General features: G+C 64.7%; 18 protein-coding genes. 12 read left to right on the top strand and 6 right to left on the bottom strand.

All coding sequences use genetic code 11. The annotated features are described in order from the left end of the window. Position 1: 1 nt before the first annotated feature. Positions 2-460 carry an Lrp/AsnC family transcriptional regulator gene (locus tag ACG0Z6_RS15665; RefSeq protein ID WP_394463097.1) on the bottom strand — a complete coding sequence of 153 codons (459 nt, stop codon included), beginning with the start codon at positions 458-460 and terminating at the stop codon, positions 2-4. Between the two features lie 146 nt (positions 461-606). Here ACG0Z6_RS15665 and aptA point away from each other — a divergent pair, with 146 nt between their 5' ends. The 12 genes from aptA (at position 607) to ACG0Z6_RS15605 (ending at position 15,171) form a co-directional block, all read left to right on the top strand. Further along, entirely contained in the window at positions 607-1,932 is a 1,326-nt protein-coding gene (aptA, locus tag ACG0Z6_RS15660) for an omega-aminotransferase AptA (RefSeq protein ID WP_394463095.1), read from the top strand. Positions 1,933-1,958: 26 nt separating this feature from the next. Further along, positions 1,959-3,269, top strand: coding sequence for an NAD(P)/FAD-dependent oxidoreductase (locus tag ACG0Z6_RS15655; protein ID WP_394463093.1), 1,311 nt, complete (start codon positions 1,959-1,961; stop codon positions 3,267-3,269). After that, the gene (locus tag ACG0Z6_RS15650; protein ID WP_394463091.1) at positions 3,266-4,096 is read left to right on the top strand and encodes a gamma-glutamyl-gamma-aminobutyrate hydrolase family protein; all 831 of its coding nucleotides are present in this window, start codon (positions 3,266-3,268) and stop codon (positions 4,094-4,096) included. The genes ACG0Z6_RS15655 and ACG0Z6_RS15650 overlap by 4 nt, the downstream gene beginning before the upstream one ends. Then, on the top strand, positions 4,080-5,447 hold the full coding sequence (locus ACG0Z6_RS15645; RefSeq protein ID WP_394463089.1) for a glutamine synthetase family protein: 1,368 nt from the start codon (positions 4,080-4,082) through the stop codon (positions 5,445-5,447). The genes ACG0Z6_RS15650 and ACG0Z6_RS15645 overlap by 17 nt, the downstream gene beginning before the upstream one ends. Positions 5,448-5,493: 46 nt before the next feature. Then, entirely contained in the window at positions 5,494-6,915 is a 1,422-nt protein-coding gene (locus ACG0Z6_RS15640; protein ID WP_394463087.1) for an aspartate aminotransferase family protein, read from the top strand. Between the two features lie 122 nt (positions 6,916-7,037). After that, on the top strand, positions 7,038-8,165 hold the full coding sequence (locus ACG0Z6_RS15635; RefSeq protein ID WP_394463085.1) for a polyamine ABC transporter substrate-binding protein: 1,128 nt from the start codon (positions 7,038-7,040) through the stop codon (positions 8,163-8,165). A 47-nt stretch (positions 8,166-8,212) separates the two neighbouring features. After that, positions 8,213-9,316, top strand: coding sequence for an ABC transporter ATP-binding protein (locus ACG0Z6_RS15630; RefSeq protein ID WP_394463083.1), 1,104 nt, complete (start codon positions 8,213-8,215; stop codon positions 9,314-9,316). 11 nt (positions 9,317-9,327) lie between these two features. Beyond that, the gene (locus ACG0Z6_RS15625; protein ID WP_394463081.1) at positions 9,328-10,278 is read left to right on the top strand and encodes an ABC transporter permease; all 951 of its coding nucleotides are present in this window, start codon (positions 9,328-9,330) and stop codon (positions 10,276-10,278) included. Next, entirely contained in the window at positions 10,278-11,132 is an 855-nt protein-coding gene (locus ACG0Z6_RS15620) for an ABC transporter permease subunit (protein WP_394463079.1), read from the top strand. Before ACG0Z6_RS15625 ends, ACG0Z6_RS15620 begins: the two co-directional genes overlap by 1 nt. 36 nt (positions 11,133-11,168) lie before the next feature. Beyond that, positions 11,169-12,551, top strand: coding sequence for a DUF3138 family protein (locus ACG0Z6_RS15615; protein WP_394463077.1), 1,383 nt, complete (start codon positions 11,169-11,171; stop codon positions 12,549-12,551). Between the two features lie 9 nt (positions 12,552-12,560). Next, positions 12,561-14,066 carry an aldehyde dehydrogenase gene (locus tag ACG0Z6_RS15610; RefSeq protein ID WP_394463075.1) on the top strand — a complete coding sequence of 502 codons (1,506 nt, stop codon included), beginning with the start codon at positions 12,561-12,563 and terminating at the stop codon, positions 14,064-14,066. Positions 14,067-14,160: 94 nt separating this feature from the next. Next, positions 14,161-15,171 carry a recombination-associated protein RdgC gene (locus ACG0Z6_RS15605; protein WP_394463073.1) on the top strand — a complete coding sequence of 337 codons (1,011 nt, stop codon included), beginning with the start codon at positions 14,161-14,163 and terminating at the stop codon, positions 15,169-15,171. A gap of 10 nt (positions 15,172-15,181) precedes the next feature. Here the strand turns inward: ACG0Z6_RS15605 and dusA are convergent, their stop codons facing one another. The 5 genes from dusA to ACG0Z6_RS15580 form a co-directional block, all read right to left on the bottom strand. After that, positions 15,182-16,249, bottom strand: a complete 1,068-nt coding sequence (gene dusA, locus ACG0Z6_RS15600) for a tRNA dihydrouridine(20/20a) synthase DusA (protein WP_394463071.1) — start codon at positions 16,247-16,249, stop codon at positions 15,182-15,184. Then, on the bottom strand, positions 16,250-16,840 hold the full coding sequence (locus ACG0Z6_RS15595; RefSeq protein WP_394463069.1) for an NUDIX domain-containing protein: 591 nt from the start codon (positions 16,838-16,840) through the stop codon (positions 16,250-16,252). It abuts the gene before it with no gap. 67 nt (positions 16,841-16,907) lie between these two features. Then, positions 16,908-17,231, bottom strand: coding sequence for a DUF2818 family protein (locus ACG0Z6_RS15590; RefSeq protein WP_394463067.1), 324 nt, complete (start codon positions 17,229-17,231; stop codon positions 16,908-16,910). A gap of 13 nt (positions 17,232-17,244) precedes the next feature. Then, positions 17,245-18,729, bottom strand: a complete 1,485-nt coding sequence (nuoN, locus tag ACG0Z6_RS15585) for an NADH-quinone oxidoreductase subunit NuoN (protein ID WP_394463065.1) — start codon at positions 18,727-18,729, stop codon at positions 17,245-17,247. Between the two features lie 12 nt (positions 18,730-18,741). Then, the gene (locus ACG0Z6_RS15580) at positions 18,742-20,223 is read right to left on the bottom strand and encodes an NADH-quinone oxidoreductase subunit M (protein WP_394463063.1); all 1,482 of its coding nucleotides are present in this window, start codon (positions 20,221-20,223) and stop codon (positions 18,742-18,744) included. Positions 20,224-20,238: the final 15 nt, after the last annotated feature.

Below are 20,238 nucleotides of genomic sequence, written 5' to 3'. Positions count from 1 at the left end.
CTTACACAGGCAGGGACGTGGTGCGCTTGATGGTACGCAGCACCAGCATGGAGTTGGAGCGCGCCACCTCGGGCAGCTGCATCAACACCTCGGTGTGGAAGCGCTCCAGATCCTGCGCGTCACGATAGGCGTAGCGGATGAGGTAGTCGTTGCTGCCCGCCACGTAAAAGCAATCCAGGATCTCGGGGTTGTCGCGCACGGCTTGCTCAAAACCGAGCAAGGCGTTGGTGGTCATGCGCTCGAGATTGATGATGGAAAAGCATGTGCCTGACTTGCCCACAGCCGCTGGATTGAGCAAAGCTGTGTAGCCCGCGATCACGCCACCGTCCTCCAGCATCTTGACGCGGCGCAAGCAGGCCGAGGGCGAGAGATGAATGCGCTGCGCCAGCTCCACATTGCTGAGCCGACCTTGACGCTGCAGCGTGTCCAGGATGGCTCGATCGATAGCATCGAGTTGCATGGTTTTTCCCAACATTGATTGTTTATGCGGTCAACATCCTATGGCGTCGCATAAGGTTTCATAAATGGGGGTTTCTCACGGTCAAGGCTGAAAGCACATTGCGCAAGAGCCTGACTAGACTGGCTGCATCAAAGGAGACGCAATCCATGAGCAGCACCCCCGACGCCAAGCCATCGACCAGTGCGTACTGGATGCCTTTCACGGCCAACCGGCAGTTCAAGAAGGCGCCGCGCCTCTTGACCCAGGCCGATGGCATGTACTTCCGGGACGAGCAAGGTCGGCAGGTGCTCGACGGCATTGCAGGGCTGTGGTGCGTCAACGCTGGTCACAACCGCCCGCGCATCGTGCAAGCCATCCAGCAACAAGCCGCGGAGCTGGACTTTGCCCCGCCCTTCCAGATGAGTCACCCCAAGGCCTTTGAGCTGGCCGAGCGCCTGGTACAGCTCACCCCGGCGGGGCTCAACAAGGTGTTTTTCACCAACTCGGGCTCAGAGTCCGTGGACACGGCGCTGAAGATGGCGCTGGCCTACCACCGCGCCCGCGGCGAAGGGCACCGCACACGGCTGATTGGGCGCGAACGCGGCTACCACGGCGTGAACTTTGGCGGCATCTCTGTGGGGGGCATGGTGGCCAACCGCAAGATGTTCGGCACCATGCTCTCAGGCGTGGACCACCTGCGCCACACCCACGACCCCGCACGCAACGCCTTCAGCGTGGGCCAGCCCCAACACGGCGCGGAGTTGGCCGACGACCTCGAGCGCTTGGTGGCGCTGCATGACGCCAGCACCATTGCTGCCGTCATCGTCGAGCCCGTGGCGGGCTCCACCGGCGTGCTGCTGCCGCCCCAGGGCTATTTGCAGCGCTTGCGCGAGATCTGCGATCGCCACGGCATCTTGCTCATCTTCGACGAAGTCATCACCGGCTTTGGCCGCACTGGCCAGCCCTTTGCGGCGCAGACCTTTGGCGTCACGCCCGACCTGATGACCGTGGCCAAGGGCATGAGCAATGGCTGCGTGCCCATGGGCGCGGTGTTTGCGCACCAGCGCATCCACGACACCTTCATGACCGGGCCCGAGCACCTCATCGAGTTCTTCCACGGCTACACCTACTCCGGGCACCCGCTGGCCTGCGCCGCGGCGCTGGGTACGCTGGACACCTATGCCGAAGATGGGCTGCTCACCCGCGCCAGCACGCTGCAGAGCGCCTTTGCCGAGGCCGTGCATTCGCTGCGCGACGAGCCGCATGTGATTGACATCCGCAACATCGGCCTGGTGGCCGGCATTGAGCTGGCACCGCGCGCCCAAGAGCCAGGCAAGCGTGCGTTCGATGTCTTCCTCGACTGCTGGGAGCAAGGCGTGCTGGTGCGCACCACGGGCGACACGGTGGCGCTCTCCCCCCCGCTGATCATCGAGCCCGAGCACATCGATCGCCTCGTCAACACCCTGCGCCAAGCCCTGCGCCGCGTGGCCTGAAGCCCTTCACAAAACCAAGCCTGCCTATGCGTTTGCTGCAACTGGACCAGGAACTGCAACGCGGCAGCTACTACGCCGCCACGGCAGCGCGCGAGGCGGCACAGCCACCGCTGCAGGGCCTGCACGAAGCCGATGTGGCCGTGGTGGGCGGTGGGCTAGCTGGTCTCAACGCAGCCCTTGAGCTGGCCGAACGCGGCATGGATGTGGCGTTGCTCGAAGCCGATTTAGTGGGCAGCGGCGCCTCAGGGCGCAACGGCGGGCAGGCGCTACATGGCCTGGCCTGCGACCACAGCGTGATCGAAGGCCAGCTCGGGCCGGAGGGCGCGCGCCAGGTGTGGGACATGAGCTTGGAGGCGCTCGCGCTCATCCAGGAGCGCTGCGCGCGCCACCACATCGACGCCGAGTGGCGCAGCGGCTACCTCTGCTTAGCCACCTCGCCACGCAAGGCCCAAGCGCTCAAGCTATGGACCGAGCACATGAACCAGCGCTACGACAGCCAGCTGCGCTGGATCTACCCCGCAGAGCTGGACCAGTGGATCGACAGCCCGCGCTACCACGCTGGCTTGCACGACCCGCGCAGCGGCCACCTGCACCCGCTCAAATACTGCCTGGGGCTGGCGCGTGCTGCGCAGGCCGCTGGTGTGCGCGTGTTCGAGCACAGCCCCGTTACCGCGCTGGAGCACGGCCGCAGCGTGCTGCTGCGCACGGCCTTTGGGCAGCTGCGCGCACGCCAAGTGCTGCTGGCGGGCAACGCCTACCTGCCGGCCTTTGCGCCGCAGCTGGCGCCCGAGCTCAGCGCCCGCATCATGCCCGTGGGCACCTACATCGTCTGCACCGAGCCGCTGCAGCCCCAGCGCCTGCAAGCGCTCATGCCCAGCGGCAGTGCAGTGTGCGACAGCAACTTTGTGCTGGACTACTTCCGCCCCACGGCGGACCACCGGCTGCTCTACGGCGGGCGCGTGAGCTACTCCACCGCCACCCCGCGCCGCCTGGTGGCCAGCATGCGCCAGCGCCTGGTGCAGAGCTTTCCCTCGCTGTGCGATGTGGAGCTGCCCTACGCATGGGGCGGCTTTGTGGACATCACCATGAACCGCGCGCCGGACTTCGGGCGCCTGGGTCAGGCCCAAAACGTTTACTACCTGCAAGGCTTCAGCGGCCACGGCGTGGCGCTGACCGGTCTGGCAGGGCGCGTGGTGGCCGAAGCCATGCATGGCGACGCCGCGCGCTTTGACACCTTTGCCCGGCTGCGCCACCGCGCCTTTCCTGGTGGCGCGCTGCTGCGCACCCCAGCCTTGGTGCTGGGCATGACCTACTACCGTTTGAAGGATTTGCTGTGAAGTTGCCGGAAGCCTCCGCCCCCACCGAGCGCAAGCCCGTGGTGTTGATCCCCAGTTGCAACCGCATGGTGGGCGAGCACCCCTTTCACATCGCCGGGCAAAAGTATGTGCAGGCGGTGCGCCTGGCCGGCTGCCTGCCACTGATCGCCCCGCCCACCGACGCACACAGCCTGCCCGAGCTGCTGGCACTGGCCGACGGCGTGCTGCTCAGCGGCTCGCCCTCCAATGTGCACCCCGACCATTTCGGTGAGGCGGTGCTGGACCCCACACTGCCGCTGGACCCCGAGCGCGACGCCCTGACCCTGCCCCTGGTGCGCGCCGCCGTGGCCATGGGCCTGCCGCTGCTGGCCATCTGCCGCGGCTTGCAAGAAACCAATGTGGCCCTGGGCGGCAGCTTGCACCAGGCCGTTCAAGAGCAAGAGGGCATGGCCGACCACCGTGCCCCGCCCGGGCAGCCGCCGCAGGTGGCCTATGCCGAGCAGCACGAGGTGGAAATTCAAGCCGGCGGCCGCTTGGCAGCGCTCTTCGGGGCCGGACAGCGCGTGGCGGTGAATTCGCTGCACGGCCAGGGCGTCAAAACCTTGGCGCCGGGCTTGCATATCGAAGCGCTGGCGCCCGACGGCTTGGTGGAAGCCTTCTCGGTGCGCAACGCCAGCGGCTACACGCTGTGCCTGCAATGGCACCCCGAGTGGCTGGCCGAGCAAAACCCAGTCTCCATGGCCATGCTGCGCGACTTCGGCGCGGCATGCCAGGCCTACCGCGCACGCCGTGCGCTGGGGCTCTCCCCCCTTTCCAACCCTAAGGTGATGCATGCTCAACCGCAATGAACTGACGTTTGCCGAGCTGATTCAATGGTTTCGTGAGCAGCGCGTGACCGAGGTCGAATGCCTGGTGCCTGACCTCACCGGCGTGGCCCGCGGCAAGATCCTGCCGCGCGAGCGCTTCACCGAAGACCGTGGCATGCGCCTGCCCGAGGCCGTGGTGGCCATGGGCGTGACGGGCGAATTCCCGTCCGAGGGCCCCTACTACGATGTCATCAGCCCCACCGACACCGACATGCACCTGCGCCCCGACCCCAGCTCGGTGCGCCTGGTGCCTTGGGCGGTGGACCCCACGGCGCAAATCATCCACGACTGTTTTGACCGCGATGGCCGTCTGGTGCCTTTCGCACCGCGCTCGGTGCTGCGCCGGGTGTGCGACTTGTTCGCCGCCAAAGGCTGGGAGCCCGTGGTGGCCCCGGAGCTGGAGTTCTACCTGGTGGCGCGCAACACCGATCCGGACATGCCGCTCAAGCCGCCCATTGGCCGCAGCGGCCGCGCCGAGACCTCGCGCCAGGCCTACTCCATCGACGCCGTCAACGAGTTCGACCCGCTCTTTGAAGACATCTACGACTACTGCGAGAAGATGGAACTCAACGTGGACACCCTGATCCACGAAATCGGCGCGGGCCAGATGGAGATCAACTTCTTCCACGGTCACCCCCTGGCCCTGGCCGACGAGGTGTTCTTCTTCAAGCGCACCGTGCGCGAAGCGGCGCTGCGCCACGACATGTTTGCCACCTTCATGGCCAAGCCCATTGCGGGCGAGCCCGGCAGCGCCATGCACATCCACCAAAGCGTGGTGGACAAGCGCACGGGCCGAAACATCTTCTCCAACGAAGACGGCTCGCCCAGCAAGGAATTCCACTGGTATATCGGCGGGCTGCAGCGCTACATCCCCGCCGCCATGGCGCTGTTCGCGCCCTATGTGAACAGCTACCGGCGCCTGGTGCGCTTTGCCGCAGCGCCCATCAACATCCAGTGGGGTACGGACAACCGCACCGTGGGCATTCGCTCGCCCATCGCCCCGCCTCAGGCGCGACGGCTGGAAAACCGCGTCATCGGCGCCGACGCCAACCCCTATGTGGCCTTGGCTGCCACGCTGGCCTGCGGGTATCTGGGCATCGTCAACCGCATCGAGCCCACGCCCGAGTGCAAGGGCGACGCCTACCTGGGCGACTTCCAACTGCCGCGCAGCCTGGGCGAGGCGCTGGAGCTGCTGCGCGCCGAGGCTGACCTTGCTGAGGTGCTGGGCAAGTCTTTCATCACCGTCTACAGCGAGGTCAAAGAGATCGAGTACGCGGAGTTCATGAAGGTCATCTCCCCCTGGGAGCGCGAGCACCTGCTGCTGCACGTCTGATCCCCGACACCCCGCCGCCACGACCCCATTTATCGGAGCGCCCCCCATGAGTCAGCTCACCCCCACACCAGCCGCCGCCTATGCGGCATCACGCGCCCAGTCGCGCAGCACGCGGCAATGGCAGCAGGCCGACAGCGCGCACTTTCTGCACCCCTTCACCGACCACGCTGCGCTGGCGCGCAAGGGCGCGCGCATCATCACGCGCGCCGAAGGCATCTACCTCTGGGACAGCGAGGGCCACAAAATCCTCGACGCCATGAGCGGGCTGTGGTGCGTCAACACCGGCTATGGGCAACAAGGCCTGGTGGACGCAGCCACGCGCCAGATGCAGGAGCTGCCCTTCTACAACGCCTTCTTCCAGACCAGCACGCCCCCGGCCATCGAGCTGGCCGAGTTGCTGGCGGAAGTGACACCGCCGCAGTTCGACAAGGTGTTCTTCACCTGCTCGGGCTCTGAGGGCAACGACACCGTGGTGCGCATGGTGCGCCACTACTGGGCCAGCCTGGGCCAGCCGCAGCGGCGCATCCTCATCAGCCGCCACAACGGCTACCACGGCTCCACCATGGCCGGGGCTTCGCTGGGCGGCATGAGCGGCATGCATGCCCAGGGCGGCCTGCCCATCCCCGACATCCACCACATCCAGCAGCCGCATTGGTTTGAGCACGGCCAAGGGCAAAGCCGCGAGGACTTTGGCCTCACCGCCGCACACTGGCTGGAGGACAAGATTCTGGAGCTGGGCCCCGAGCGCGTGGCCGCCTTTATCGGCGAGCCCGTGCAGGGTGCGGGTGGCGTCATCGTGCCGCCCAGCACCTACTGGCCCGAGATCCAGCGCATCTGCGACAAGTACGGCATCTTGCTCGTCAGCGACGAGGTGATCTGCGGCTTTGGCCGCACCGGCCAGTGGTTTGGCTGCGAGACCATGGGCACGCGCCCGGACCTCATGACCTTTGCCAAGGGCGTGACCTCGGGCTATGTGCCGCTGGGCGGCGTGATGGTGTCGCAGCGCGTGAGCGATGTGCTGGCCAGCCACGGCGAGTTCAACCACGGCTTCACCTACAGCGGCCACCCCGTGGCCTGCGCCGTGGCCACGGCCAATATCCGGCTCATCCAGCAGATGAACCTGGTGGCCCATGTGCGGCAAAACATCGGGCCCTATTTGGCACAGCGCCTGCAAGACGTGGCAGCCCACCCGCTGGTGGGCGAGGTGCAGAGCTGCGCCATGATGGCCGCGGTGCAGCTGGTGCAAGACAAAGCCAAGCTGCAGTGCTTCAAGCCCGAGCTGGAAGTGGGCATGCTTTGCCGCGCCCACTGCTTTGGCAACGGGCTGATCATGCGCGCCGTGGGCGACCGCATGATCATCGCGCCGCCGCTGGTGATGTCGCGCGCGCAGGTCGACGAGATGGTGAACCTGATCCTGCACTGCCTGGACTTGAGCCTGCAAGAGCTGCAGCAAAAGGGCTGGGTCTGATGCGTCGCCACCTTGCCACTGGGGTTCATGGGTATGCCCCCACCGCGCCCCCACTTCTAGACTGAACCTCAACAGCAGTGCCTTGTAGTGACCCCGTCGACATTCGCCATGGAGAGCCTCGCATGACCACCACTCTGTCTCACCGCATCGGAAGCACCCTGGCGGTGCTGGCCCTGGCCACCTCGGCCCTGTGGAGCCCGCCCGCACGAGCGCAGGAAGAAGACAAGGTACTGAACATCTACAACTGGTCCGACTACATCGCCGAAGACACGCTGCGCAACTTCGAGAAAGAAACCGGCATCAAGGTCCGCTACGACAACTTCGACAACAACGAAATCGTCCATGCCAAGCTCGTGGCGGGCAAAACGGGCTATGACATCGTGGTGCCCTCCTCCTACTGGGCCAAGCTGCAAGCCGATGGCGGGCTGCTGCGCAAAATCGACAAGTCCCTCATCCCCAATTACAAAAACCTAGACCCCAGTCTGCAGGCTCAACTCGCCAAGCTGGACCCGGGCAACGAGTTCATGGTGAACTGGCTCTGGGGCTTCACCACCGTGGGCATCAATGTGGACAAGGTCAAGGCCGCGCTGGGCAGCCTGCCCATGCCCGACAACGCCTGGGACCTGGTGTTCAAGCCGGAGTACATCTCCAAGCTCAAGGGCTGCGGCGTGAGCTTTTTGGACTCAGCCACCGAAATCGTGCCCGCTGCGCTGCACTACCTGGGCAAGCCCGCCTACAGCCGCAACCAGGGCGACTACAGCGCCGTGCCTGGCCTGCTCAAGAGCATCCGCCCCTATGTGACGCTGTTCAGCTCCTCGGGCTATATCAACGACTTGGCCAACGGCAGCCTGTGCGTGGCACTGGGCTGGTCGGGTGACATCAACATCGCGCGCCAGCGCGCCATTGACGGCAAGACCGGGCAAAAAATCCAGGCCTTGATCCCCAGGACCGGCGGCATTGTGTTCATGGACGTGATGGTCATCCCCGCCGATGCGCCGCACCCCGGCAACGCGCACAAGTTCATCAACTACATCCTGCGCCCCGAGATTCATGCCGGCCTGAGCAACAAGGTCTTCTACGCCAACCCCAACAAAGAGTCGCGCCCCTTCGTCAAGCCTGAAGTGGCCAGCAACCCCTCGGTGTTCCTGAGCGACGCGGACATGCGCCGCATGGCCACGCCAGACGCCATCAACAACGACATGCGCCGCAACATGACGCGCATGTACACCGCCTTCAAGACGGGCCTCTGAGCGCGCACACACACAGCCCGCACACAAAAACTCTGGAGGGGTGAGCCATGCAAACACCGCAGGCGGCAGCGCCATTTCTGCAAATTCAAGATGTGGTGAAGGACTTCGGTGCCGGCGCTGTGGCGGTGGACCATGTCAGCCTGGACATTGCGCAAGGCGAAATCTTTGCGCTGCTGGGCTCCTCGGGCTGTGGCAAGACCACCTTGCTGCGCATGCTGGCGGGCTTTGAAACCCCCAGCAGCGGGCGCATTGTGCTGGGCGGGCAAAACCTGGTGGGCGTGCCGCCGCACCAGCGCCCCATCAACATGATGTTCCAGAGCTATGCGCTCTTCCCCCACCTCAGCGTGTGGGACAACATCGCGTTTGGCCTGCGCCGCGAGGGCCTGCCGCGCGACGCGGTGAACGAGCGCGTGCAAGCCATGCTGGCGCTGGTGCAGCTGGGCAGCTACGCCAAGCGCAAGCCCCACCAGCTCTCGGGCGGGCAACAGCAGCGCGTGGCGCTGGCTCGCAGCCTGGCCAAGCGCCCCAAGCTTCTGCTGCTGGACGAACCCCTGGGAGCCCTGGACAAAAAGCTGCGCGAGCGCACGCAGATCGAGCTGGTCAACATCATCCAGGAGGTCGGCGTGACCTGCGTGATGGTGACTCACGACCAGGAAGAAGCCATGACCATGGCCAACCGCATTGCCGTCATGAGCGAGGGGCGGCTGCTGCAAGTGGGAGCCCCCGCGGAGATTTACGAAACCCCGGCCAACCGCTTTGTGGCGGACTTCATCGGCAGCGTCAACCTCATGGAGGGGCGCCTGAGCTGCGACAACCCCGACCACGTCATCATCGACTGCGCCGACTGCCAGCACTATGTGGGCCACGGCATCAGCGGCAGCGAGGGCATGAGTTTGGCCGTGGGCCTGCGGCCCGAAAAAATCCAGCTCAGCAACACCGAGCCCGAAGGCGCTTACAACAAGGCGCAGGGCGTGGTGCAAGAGCTGTCTTACTTCGGTGCCTACACGCTCTACCACCTGCGCTTGGCCAGCGGGCAGATGCTGCGCGTCTCGCAGGCCAATGCCCAGCGCCACCGCGACGGCGAGCTGCGCTGGGGCGATTCGGCCTGGGCGCACTGGAGCGACTCGGCCCAAGTGGTGCTCACCCATTGAGGCCGCCCACCATGAGTGCCACCACCCGACTTCAAAGCGCCGCAGCACGCCTGCGCCCCAGCGGGCGCAGCTGGGTCATCGGTCTGCCCTATGTGTGGCTGCTGGTTTTCTTCGCGCTGCCTTTTGCCATCGTGCTCAAGATCAGCGTCTCCGAAATGGAGACGGTGCACTTCAAAGACCTGCTGCGCTACGCCGACGGCGTGGTGCTCTTGGCGCTGAAGCTCAGCAACTACGAGTTCATCGCCCAAGACCCGCTCTACCTGCAGGCCTACCTCAACAGCCTGAAATACGCCGCAGCCACCACGCTGGGCTGCTTGTTCATTGGCTACCCCTTTGCCTACTTCATGGCGCGCTCGCGCGCCAGCTTGCAGCCCGCACTGGTGATGCTGGTCATGCTGCCGTTTTGGACCTCCTTCCTGCTGCGGGTCTACGCCTGGAAGGGGCTGCTGACTGAGCAGGGCTGGGTGGCTCAGGCGCTGACAGGGCTGGGTGTGGACAGGCTTTTGGCCAGCGCCGGGTTGATCGAGACCGCAGGCAAGTTCATGAACACCCCCTTCTCGCTGTGGGTGGGCATGGTCTACACCTACCTGCCCTTTATGGTGCTGCCGCTCTACGCCAACCTGTCCAAGCTCGACGGCCGCTTGCTGGAGGCCGCCGCCGATTTGGGCGCCACACCCTGGGTGGCGTTTTGGCGCATCACCGTGCCGCTGTCCAAGGCCGGGGTGATTGCGGGCTCCATGCTGGTGTTCATTCCCTGCGTGGGCGAGTTCGTCATCCCCGAACTGCTGGGCGGGCCGCAGACGCTGATGATCGGCCGCGTGCTGTGGGATGAGTTCTTCAGCAACAACGACTGGCCCATGGCCTGCGCGGTGGCGGTGTTGATGATTCTGCTCATCCTCGTGCCGCTGGCCTTGTTCAACAAATACCAAAGCCAACAGCGCGACGCGCGGGGGAGCCACTGATGCAGGCCAGCACCACTGCCACCACGGGCGCGCGGTTGCTGGGCCGCAGCTGGTTGGCGCTCTCCTTCGCCTTTCTCTACCTGCCGATTTTTTCGCTGGTGCTGTACTCCTTCAACGCCGCGCCCTCGGGTGTGGCCTGGGGCGGCTTTTCAATGCGCTGGTATGCCGCGCTGGGGCAAGACCATGAGCTGCTCTCAGGGCTGTGGCTGTCGCTGCGCATTGCGCTGTTGACGGCCTGCGGCTCCGTGCTGCTGGGCACGCTGGCGGCACTGGCCTTGGTGAAATACCGGCGCTTTCGCGGACGCACCTTGTTTGCCGGCATGATCAACGCGCCCCTGGTCATGCCCGAGGTCATCATCGGCCTGTCGCTGCTCTTGATGCTGGTGTCCATGCAGCGTGCGCTGGGCTACCCCGAGCGCGGTTGGCTCACCATCTGGCTGGGTCATTTGCTGCTGGGCATGGCCTATGCCACGGTGGTGATTCAGGCGCGGCTGACCGAACTCAACCCGCAGCTGGAAGAGGCCGCGCTGGACTTGGGGGCGCAGCCGCACCAGGTGTTCGCGCTCATCACCCTGCCCCTGATTGCGCCGTCCATGGCCTCGGCCTGGCTCTTGACCTTCACGTTGTCGCTGGACGATGTGGTGCTCTCGGCCTTTTTGTCAGGCCCCGGCGCCACCACCATGCCGCTGGTGATTTTTTCGCGCGCCCGGCTGGGCATTTCACCCGGCATCAACGCCGTGGCCACGCTGATGGTGGCCGTTGTGAGCATTGGCGTGGTGCTGGCCAGCTGGGCATTGGCCCGCGCCGAGCGCCGTCGCACCCAAGAGCTGGCCGCAGCCCAGCGCAATCCGTAGTCCCGCTGCCCCGACCACCCACGACACGAGGACCCGATGAACAAGCCCCCACACCGTCTTGCAAAGCGCCTAGCGCTGACCCTCACCCTGGCCGCGGCCCTGGCCCCCGCCCAGGCCCAAAGCAATGAAGAGCTGCTCAAAGAGCTGCGCGCGCTCAAAGCCCGCATCAACCAGCTCGAAGAGCGGCTCAAAGCCAATGAGCAATCGGCGGCCGAGAAGCCCGCGGGCATGACCGCCCAGCAGCAGCAAGACTTCAACCGCATTGCCATCAAAACCGAGGCGCTGGAGGACAACCAGGAGTCTGCCGGCTTCAAGGGCCTCAAGATCAGCGGCTATATGGAGCCCGCCTACGTGGCCAACCGTGCGCAAAACCGCGCGGGCTTTCAGTTCATCAACAACGTCTCGTCGGACGGCTACAACTACGACAACTCCTACCTCGGCACCGCCGTGCTGGACTTCCTGAAGGAAACAGACTCCGGCACGCGCTACCACCTGGTGCTCTCCCCCAACCGCGGCACCGACTCGGTGATCGGCAATGGCGGCATCGTGCAAGAGGCCACCGTCTCCATTCCCCTGGGCGATCTGCAAACCCGCTTCATCGCGGGCCACACGCCGGACTGGTCGGGCTACGAGATGCTGCAGCCCACGCTCAACAAGCTGCTCACGCACAACCTGCTGTTTGACTTCACGCTGCCCACGGCCTACACCGGCGCGGGGCTGGAGCTCACACGCGGCAAGTGGCTCACCAAGGTGATGCTGGCCAATATGAACGCCTCAGAGCTGGCGCCAGGGCAAAAGTCCCCCGTGCTGGCCTACCGCGTGGACTATGCCAAGGGCGAATTCCAGGGCTTTGGCTTTGCGGGGGTGCATGGCAAGGCCGCCAACCCCGTGGGCGGCACAGCGGCCACCACGCTGCACTTGCTGGAGGCCGATGCCTACTTCATTCGCGGCGACCTGACCTTGCAAGGGCAAGTCAGCTATGGCCGTCAGGCCAAGGCCTCCATCACGCCTGACCCCGACACTGGCGCGCTGCGCACCGCACAGTGGTGGGGCGTGTCGGCCCTGGGCGCGTACAAGCTCACGCCGCGCTTTGAAGTGGTGGCCCGCGCAGACTATCTGAACAACCACAAAAACGGCGGTGGCCTGCTGGGCTATGGCAGCGATGCGCGCAACGGCATTGGCCCTGCATTGCTTGGGCGCGACGCACAAGGCGGGCTGGTTCTGGGCGACAACCCCAGCCGCGGCGCCAACCGCATGGCCCTGGCCTTGGGGGCCAACTACGCCTACAACTTGGCCACCACCTTCAAGCTGGAATATCGCTTGGACCGTGCCGACCAGACCGTGTTCGAATACGTCACCGACGGCAGCATGCGCAAGCAAAACAGCGTGCTGGGCACATCTGTGGTCGTGAAGTTCTGAGGTTTAACCATGTCCCAAGCATCTGCATCCCCTTCTTGGCACGAACGTGCCGCCCAGCTGCGCCCCGATGGCCGACTGCTCATCAACGGCCAGCGCCGCGCCGCGCATGATGCAGCCGTGTTCACCAACACCTCGCCCATCGACGGCCGGGTGCTGGGCGAAGTGGCGCGCGCCACCGCGCCAGATGTGGATGCTGCTGTGGCCAGCGCACGCGCCGCCTTTGCCGATGGGCGCTGGGCAGCACGCGCACCGGCGCAGCGCAAGCGCGTGCTGCTGCGCTGGGCCGAGCTCATCCTGGCCGCCAAGGAAGAGCTGGCGCTGCTCGAGACCTTGGACATGGGCAAGCCCATTCAATATGCACTGAGCGTGGACGTGCCCGCCACCGCGCGCTGCATCCAGTGGTATGCCGAAGCCGTGGACAAGGTCTACGACGAAATCGCCCCCACAGCACCGGGTGCACTGGCCCTGATTCAGCGCGAGGCCATGGGCGTCATCGGCGCCATCGTGCCCTGGAACTACCCCATGATCATGGCCGCCTGGAAGCTCGGGCCCGCCCTGGCCATGGGCAACTCCGTGGTCTTGAAACCCAGCGAAAAATCCCCGCTGACGGCCCTGCGCCTGGCCGAGCTGGCACTGCAAGCCGGCCTGCCCGAGGGCGTGCTCAACGTCGTGCCCGGCTATGGCCACGAAGCCGGTGAGGCTCTGGCCCTGCACATGGACGTGGACGCCGTGGGCTTTACCGGCTCCACGCGCGTGGGCCGCAAGATGCTGGAGTACGCGGGCCAATCCAATCTCAAGCGCGTCTACAACGAACTCGGTGGCAAGAGCGCTTTTGTCGTCTTCCCCGACTTCAAAGACCTGGGGCTGGCCGCGCGCACCGTGGCCGCCAGCATGTTCTTCAATCAGGGCCAGAGCTGCAATGCCCCCTCGCGCGTGCTGGTGCACGAGAGCATTGCCGAAGACTTCGCCCGCGCCGTGGCCGCTGAGGCGCCCAAATACCCCTGTGCCGACCCGCTGCACCCCAGCACCGTGATGGGGGCCGTGGTGGACCAGCAGCAGCTCAGCACCGTGCTGCGCTACATCGATGCAGGCAAAAGTGACGGCGCGCAGCTGCTGTGCGGCGGGGCACAGGCCCGCGCAGACAGCGGCGGCTGCTATGTCGAGCCCACGGTGTTTGCTGGCGTCAGCAACGGCATGCGCATTGCGCGCGAAGAAATCTTCGGCCCCGTGCTCTCGCTGCTGCGCTTCGAGGACGAAGCCCAAGCCCTGCAAATCGCCAACGACAGCAGCTATGGCCTGGCCGCCAGCGTCTGGAGCTCAGACCTGGACCGCGCCCACCGTGTGGCGCGCCAGCTGCGCGCGGGCACCGTGCATGTGAACCAGTACGACGAGGACGACATCACCGTGCCCTTTGGCGGCTTCAAGCAATCGGGCAACGGGCGCGACAAATCCCTGCACGCGCTGGATAAATACAGCGAGCTCAAAACCACCTGGATCAAGATCCGCCCGAACTGAGGCGCGCCCCGCACCCGTCGTCAACCCGCACCAAGCCCGGCTGCAGCCTCGTGCCCACAGCCGGGCACTGCAGCGGCTGCGACAATGCGCGGCTATGTTCAAGAACCTCATCGTCTACCGCATTGCGCCCACGTGGCAGCCCGACCCCAAAGCCCTTGAAGAAGCCCTGCTGGCCGAGTGTTTCGTGCCCTGCAGCGCCACGCAGGAAAGTGCCTTGGGCTGGGTGGCTCCGCGCGGCGAAGACGGCGCCCCGCTGCTGGAACAAGTCGACCACCACTGGCTGCTGTGCCTGCGCCACGAGCGCCGCGTGCTGCCCGGCGCCGTGCTGCGCCGCCATGTCGAAGACATGGCCCAGCGCATCGAGCAAGAAAGCGGCCGCAAACCCGGCAAAAAACAGCTGCGCGACCTCAAAGAGCAAGCCCAGCACGAGCTGCTGCCACGCTGCTTCACCACTCAAGGCCACCAACGCGTGTGGATTGCCCCGCGCCTGGGCCTGCTGATGGTGGATGCGGGCTCGATTTCCAAGGCCGACGGCGTCATCTCGCTCTTGACCAAGGCCGACAGCACCCTGCAGCTGCACCTGGTGCAGTCCGCCGAGTCACCCGCCAGCTGCATGGCCGCGTGGCTGATGGACGGCGTGCCGCCCGAGCACTTCACCATCGACCGCGAATGCGAACTCAAGGCCAGCGACGAGATGAAGGCCACGGTGCGCTACGCCCGCCACAACCTGGACATCGACGAAGTCCGCACCCATCTCACCAGCGGCAAGCTGCCCACCCGCTTGGCGCTGACCTGGCGCGAACGCGTCAGCCTCACGCTCACGGACACGCTGCAGATCAAAAAAATCAGCTTCCTGGACGTGGTCTTCGAGGGTCGTGACAAGCCCGCCAAAGACGAGGCCTTCGACGTTGACGCCGCCCTGGCTACCGGAGAGCTGGCCCGCCTCATCCCCGACCTCATCCAAGGTCTGGGCGGCGAGCTGGACTTTGCCCAAGCTGCCCTGGAAGGCACCCACCCCGCCCTGCCCCAGGCGACACCACCGGCAGCGACAACGGCAAGCACTGCCAGCGCTGCGGCAGGCAACGAGCCCCCGCCCTGGGAGTGAGCTGTTGCGCTCAGCCCGGTGGCAACTGGGCTTGGCGCCGGGCGTCGGTTTCCTGCTGGCGCCGCACCTGCTCCAGCCGCGCCGCCAGGGCCTGCTGGGCCACCTCAGCCGGAGGTAGTGTTTTGAGCTGGTGGTCGCTCCACACCTGGCGCCACCGGCGCGCACCGGGCAAGCCGTTGTAGAGCCCCAGCGCATGGCGCATGGCCTGCGGCCAGCTGTGGCCCGCCGCACAGTGGCGCTCCAGATAGGCCAGCCACTGGGCCTCCAGAGCCTCGCGGCTGACAGCAGGACCCACCTGGCCGAAAAAGCGCTCGTCCCACAGCGCCATTTGCCAAGGCTCGTGGTAGGCCTGACGACCCACCATCACACCGTCCACGTGTTGCAGCTGCTCGGCAATCTGCTCATCGGTCTGAATGCCGCCGTTGATGACGATGGTCAGCTGCGGGAATTCGCGCTTGAGCCGGTGCACCAGCTCGTAGCGCAGCGGCGGGATGTCGCGGTTTTCTTTCGGGCTCAAGCCCTGCAACCAGGCGTTGCGGGCATGCACGATAAAGACCTCGCAGCCGGCCTCAGCCACCCGTCCGACAAAATCGCGCACAAAGTCGTAGCTCTCGATTTTGTCGATGCCAATGCGGTGCTTGACGGTCACGTCGATGTCCACCGCATCACGCATGGCTTTCACGCCATCGGCCACCAGCTGCGGCTCAGCCATCAGGCAAGCGCCAAAAGCGCCGCGCTGCACACGCTCGCTCGGGCAGCCGCAGTTGAGGTTCACCTCGTCGTAGCCCCAGCGCTGAGCCAGGCGTGCGCAGGCAGCCAGGTCTGCGGGCTCGCTGCCGCCGAGCTGCAGCGCCACGGGGTGCTCTTCGGGGTTGAAGTCAAGGTGCCGGGCTTGGTCGCCATGCAAGAGCGCACCGGTGGTCACCATCTCGGTGTAGAGCCGTGTGTGGCGCGTCAGCAGACGGTGGAAATAGCGGCAGTGCCGATCCGTCCAGTCCAGCATGGGCGCCACAGACAGGCGCCAAGGGTTGGCGGGCTGGGCACTGGCGTGCTGCACCGCGCTGTGTTCAACATCCATTCAAAGCGCTCGTTGCCACTGCAGCGGCCAGCGCCCCTGGCGCCAGCGGTCCAGCCACAGCAGGCCAATCAGGGTCTTGGCGTCGGTGAGTTCGCCGCGCTGGGCCATGTCGTTGAGCTCAGGCTCGCTGTGCTCGACCAACTCCAAAAACTCACCCTCGTCCAGTTGTTGCCGCCCACGCGTGAGGCCACGGGCGAAGAAGATGTGAATGCCTTCGTCCGAGTAGGCAATGGCGTTGTGCAGCACACCGGCATAGGCCCACTCTGCAGCGCTGTAGCCGGTCTCTTCGAGCAGCTCGCGCTGAGCGCAGCTCAGCGGGCTTTCATGGGGGTCAAGCTTGCCGGCCGGAAACTCCAGCATGACGCGGTCCATGGGGTAGCGGAACTGGCGTTCCATCACCAAACGGCCGTCGTCCAGCATGGGCAGCACCATCACGGCGCCGGGGTGGCGTACAAACTCGCGCGTGGCGGTCTTGCCGTCGGGCAGGCGCACTGTGTCGCGGTCTACCTTCAGAAAGTGGCCGCCAAACACCCGCTCGCTTTGCAGCTGGGTCTCACGCAAGTGGGCGTCTTCGTGCTGGGGATTGTTCATCTCAGTGCTTCTTGGTCTCACCACTTGGGCTGGACCGCGCGGGTTCCCCAAATCCCAGCCCAGCTTCTCAAACGCCTTCGGCTTGTTGATCCGGACCGGATGCACCACGGCGCAGATAGCGCCACACAAAGCCGGGGAAGCCCAAGGTCAGAAAGAGACAAAGAGCCGCGACGTAAAACTCCCAACCCTGCTCATGGCGCTGCCCCTGGGAGGCTTCCAAGACCCAGCCCAAGACCAGAGTCGCCAGGGCCAGCAGCAGCAGCTCAGCCACCACCACCCAGCCTGACTTGGGGCTGCGACGCGGCCCCACGAGAAAGAGGCGAGAACTCAGGTAAGGCGCATTCGCCGCAGCCAGCGCGAGCGCCAGCACCAACCAAACCGACAGTTCCACGCCTCGTCCCTCTTCAGTTACGCAGCAAGGTTTGCATCACGGCCTGCTTGCACAAGTCGAGCAAACCACCGGGCAGCAAGCCCAGAGCCACGACCGCGATACCGTTGATCGACATCACCACCTTGGCGTCCAGCGCAATGACTGGGGCGTTGCTGTCAGTCGCATCGTCAAAGAACATCACCTTGACCACGCGCAGGTAGTAGAAAGCGCCCACCAGGGACAGCAGGACGGCCACCACCGCCAAGCCAATGTAGAAGGACGAACCCGTACCCACCATGGCTTGCAGAATGGCCAGCTTGCCGTAGAAACCCACCGTCGGCGGAATACCTGCCAGCGAGAACATGAACATGGCCATCACCAGCGCAAACCAGGGGCTGCGCTTGAACAGGCCGGACAGATCGCTGATTTGCTCAGACTCGAAGCCTTGGCGCGCCAGCAGCATGATCAGGCCGAAGGTACCCAGCGTCGTGAGCACATAGGTCACGGCGTAGAACATGGCCGAGCTGTAGGCGTTCAGCGCAGGGGCAGTGCTGTTGTTGATCACGCCAGAGGCCAGACCCAGCAACATGAAACCCATTTGCGCAATGGCCGAGTAAGCCAGCATGCGCTTCAGATTGGTCTGCGCAATCGCCGCCACGTTGCCCACCACCAGCGAGGCCACGGCCAGCACGATCAGCATCTGCTGCCAATCCACCGCCAAGCCCAGCATGCCTTCCACCAGCAGGCGAATGGTCATGCCAAAAGCTGCGAGCTTAGGCGCACCGCCGATGAGCAGGGTCGCCGCCGTAGGCGCGCCGTGGTAGACGTCTGGCACCCACATATGAAATGGCGCCGCGCCTAGCTTGAACGCCAGCCCCGCCACCACAAACACCGTGCCCAGAATCAGCACGCCCTTGTTGGCTTGGCCCTGCATGACCACTTCAAAGACCTGTGCGATATCCAAGGAGCCCGTGGCGCCATACATCATGGACAAGCCATAGAGCAGGAAGCCGCTGGCCAAGGCGCCCAGCACAAAGTACTTCATGGCCGCCTCGGTGGCCAACGCATGGTCCCGGCGCAGTGCCACGAGGGCGTACAGCGACAGGCTCATCAGCTCCAGGCCGAGGTAAATCATGAGGAAGTTGGCCGACGCGATCATCACCGCCACGCCCAGCAGCATGAAGAGGCTCAGCGTGAACAACTCGCCCTTGAGCAGGTCACGCGTGCCCGCATAAGGGCGCGCATAGACCAGCGTCACTGCCAGTGCGATGGCCGCGAAGGCCACCAGCAGGTGCCCCATGGGGTCTGACACCAGCATGCCTTGCATGGTGAGTTCAACTTTGCCCTCACCAAAGGCACAGAAGTGCATGGCGGCAAAAACACCCAGCGTCAGCTGCGTCAACCAATAGGTTGGCGTGCGGCGAGGATCAGTCACAAACAGATCGACCAGCGCGATCACGCAGGCCATGCCCAACAGGAAGATTTCTGGCAGGACCGCGACCCAGTTCATCTCATTCATGGCATCGAGCCCTTATTGAATCTGCGGAATCTTGGTAACAGCAATGTGCTGCAACAACTCGGTGACGGACTGGTGCATCACGTCGGTAAACGGCTTGGGATAGAGGCCCATCCACAACACGGCCACAGCCATGACACCCAACATGAGGAACTCACGCGTGTTCAGGTCGGCCAGCTCACGCACGTTGTCATTGGCCGGTGCGCCGAAGTAGACACGCTTGACCATCCAGAGGCTGTAGGCCGCGCCGAAGATCAGCGAAGTGGCTGCCAAGGCGCCCACCCAGAAGTCGAACTTGACGGCGCCCAGGATGACCATCCACTCGCCAACAAAACCTGCCGTGGCCGGCAAGCCGCAGTTGGCCATGGCGAACAACACCGCAAAAGCTGCAAACTTGGGCATGGTGTTGACCACCCCACCATATGCCGCAATCTCGCGTGAATGCACGCGGTCGTAGAGCACACCAATGCACAGGAACATGGCGCCCGAGACAAAGCCGTGGGCAATCATCTGCACCAGACCGCCGGACACGCCCAACTCATTGAAGAGGAAGAAGCCCAGCGTCACAAAGCCCATGTGCGCCACCGACGAGTAGGCCACCAGCTTTTTCATGTCGTTCTGAACCAGCGCCACCACACCGATGTAGAGCACCGCGATCAGCGACAGCACGATGATGAACCATGCGTACTCACGCGCCGCATCGGGAGCGATGGGCATGGAAAAACGCAGGAAGCCATAGGCACCGAGCTTCAGCATGATGGCCGCCAGCACCACCGAGCCTCCCGTAGGGGCCTCCACGTGTGCATCGGGCAACCACGTGTGCACCGGCCACATCGGCACCTTCACCGCAAACGCTGCGAAGAAGGCAAAGAACAGCAGGGTCTGCGGGTTCAAAGCCAGCGGCAGGTGGTGCCAGGTTTGGATGTCAAAGCTGCCACCGGACTTCACGTACAGGTACAGCAGTGCAATCAGCATCAACAGCGAGCCTGCCAGCGTGTATAGGAAGAACTTGAAGGCCGCATACACGCGACGGGGTCCGCCCCAGACGCCGATGATGATGTACATCGGGATCAGCGTGGCCTCGAAGAACACATAGAACAGCATGCCGTCCAGCGCCGAGAACACGCCAATCATCATGCCCGACAAGATCAGGAACGCACCCATGTACTGGTGCACGCGGTTCTCAATCACCTCCCAGGCGGACACCACCACGATGATGGTGATGAAGGCCGTGAGGGGCACAAACCACATCGAAATCCCATCCACGCCCAGGTGGTAGTGGATGTTGAAGCGTTCGATCCAGACCAGCTTCTCCACGAACTGCATGGCTGCAGTCGCGGTATTGAACTCGGTGATCAGTGGCAGCGTGACCAACAACCCGAGCACAGCCCCCAGCAGGGCGAACCAGCGCGCCATGCGCGCGTTGTCGTCGCGTCCAAACGCCAGGAGCAAACCGCCCCAGACGATGGGCAACCAAATGGCAAGACTAAGCAACATTCTTGTTCTCCGCCC

This window comes from Roseateles rivi (genome assembly GCF_043555845.1).
GTDB lineage: Bacteria > Pseudomonadota > Gammaproteobacteria > Burkholderiales > Burkholderiaceae_C > Roseateles > Roseateles rivi.
Note: the sequence above shows the minus strand (reverse complement) of the source record. Positions and strands in the feature narration are given on the sequence as shown.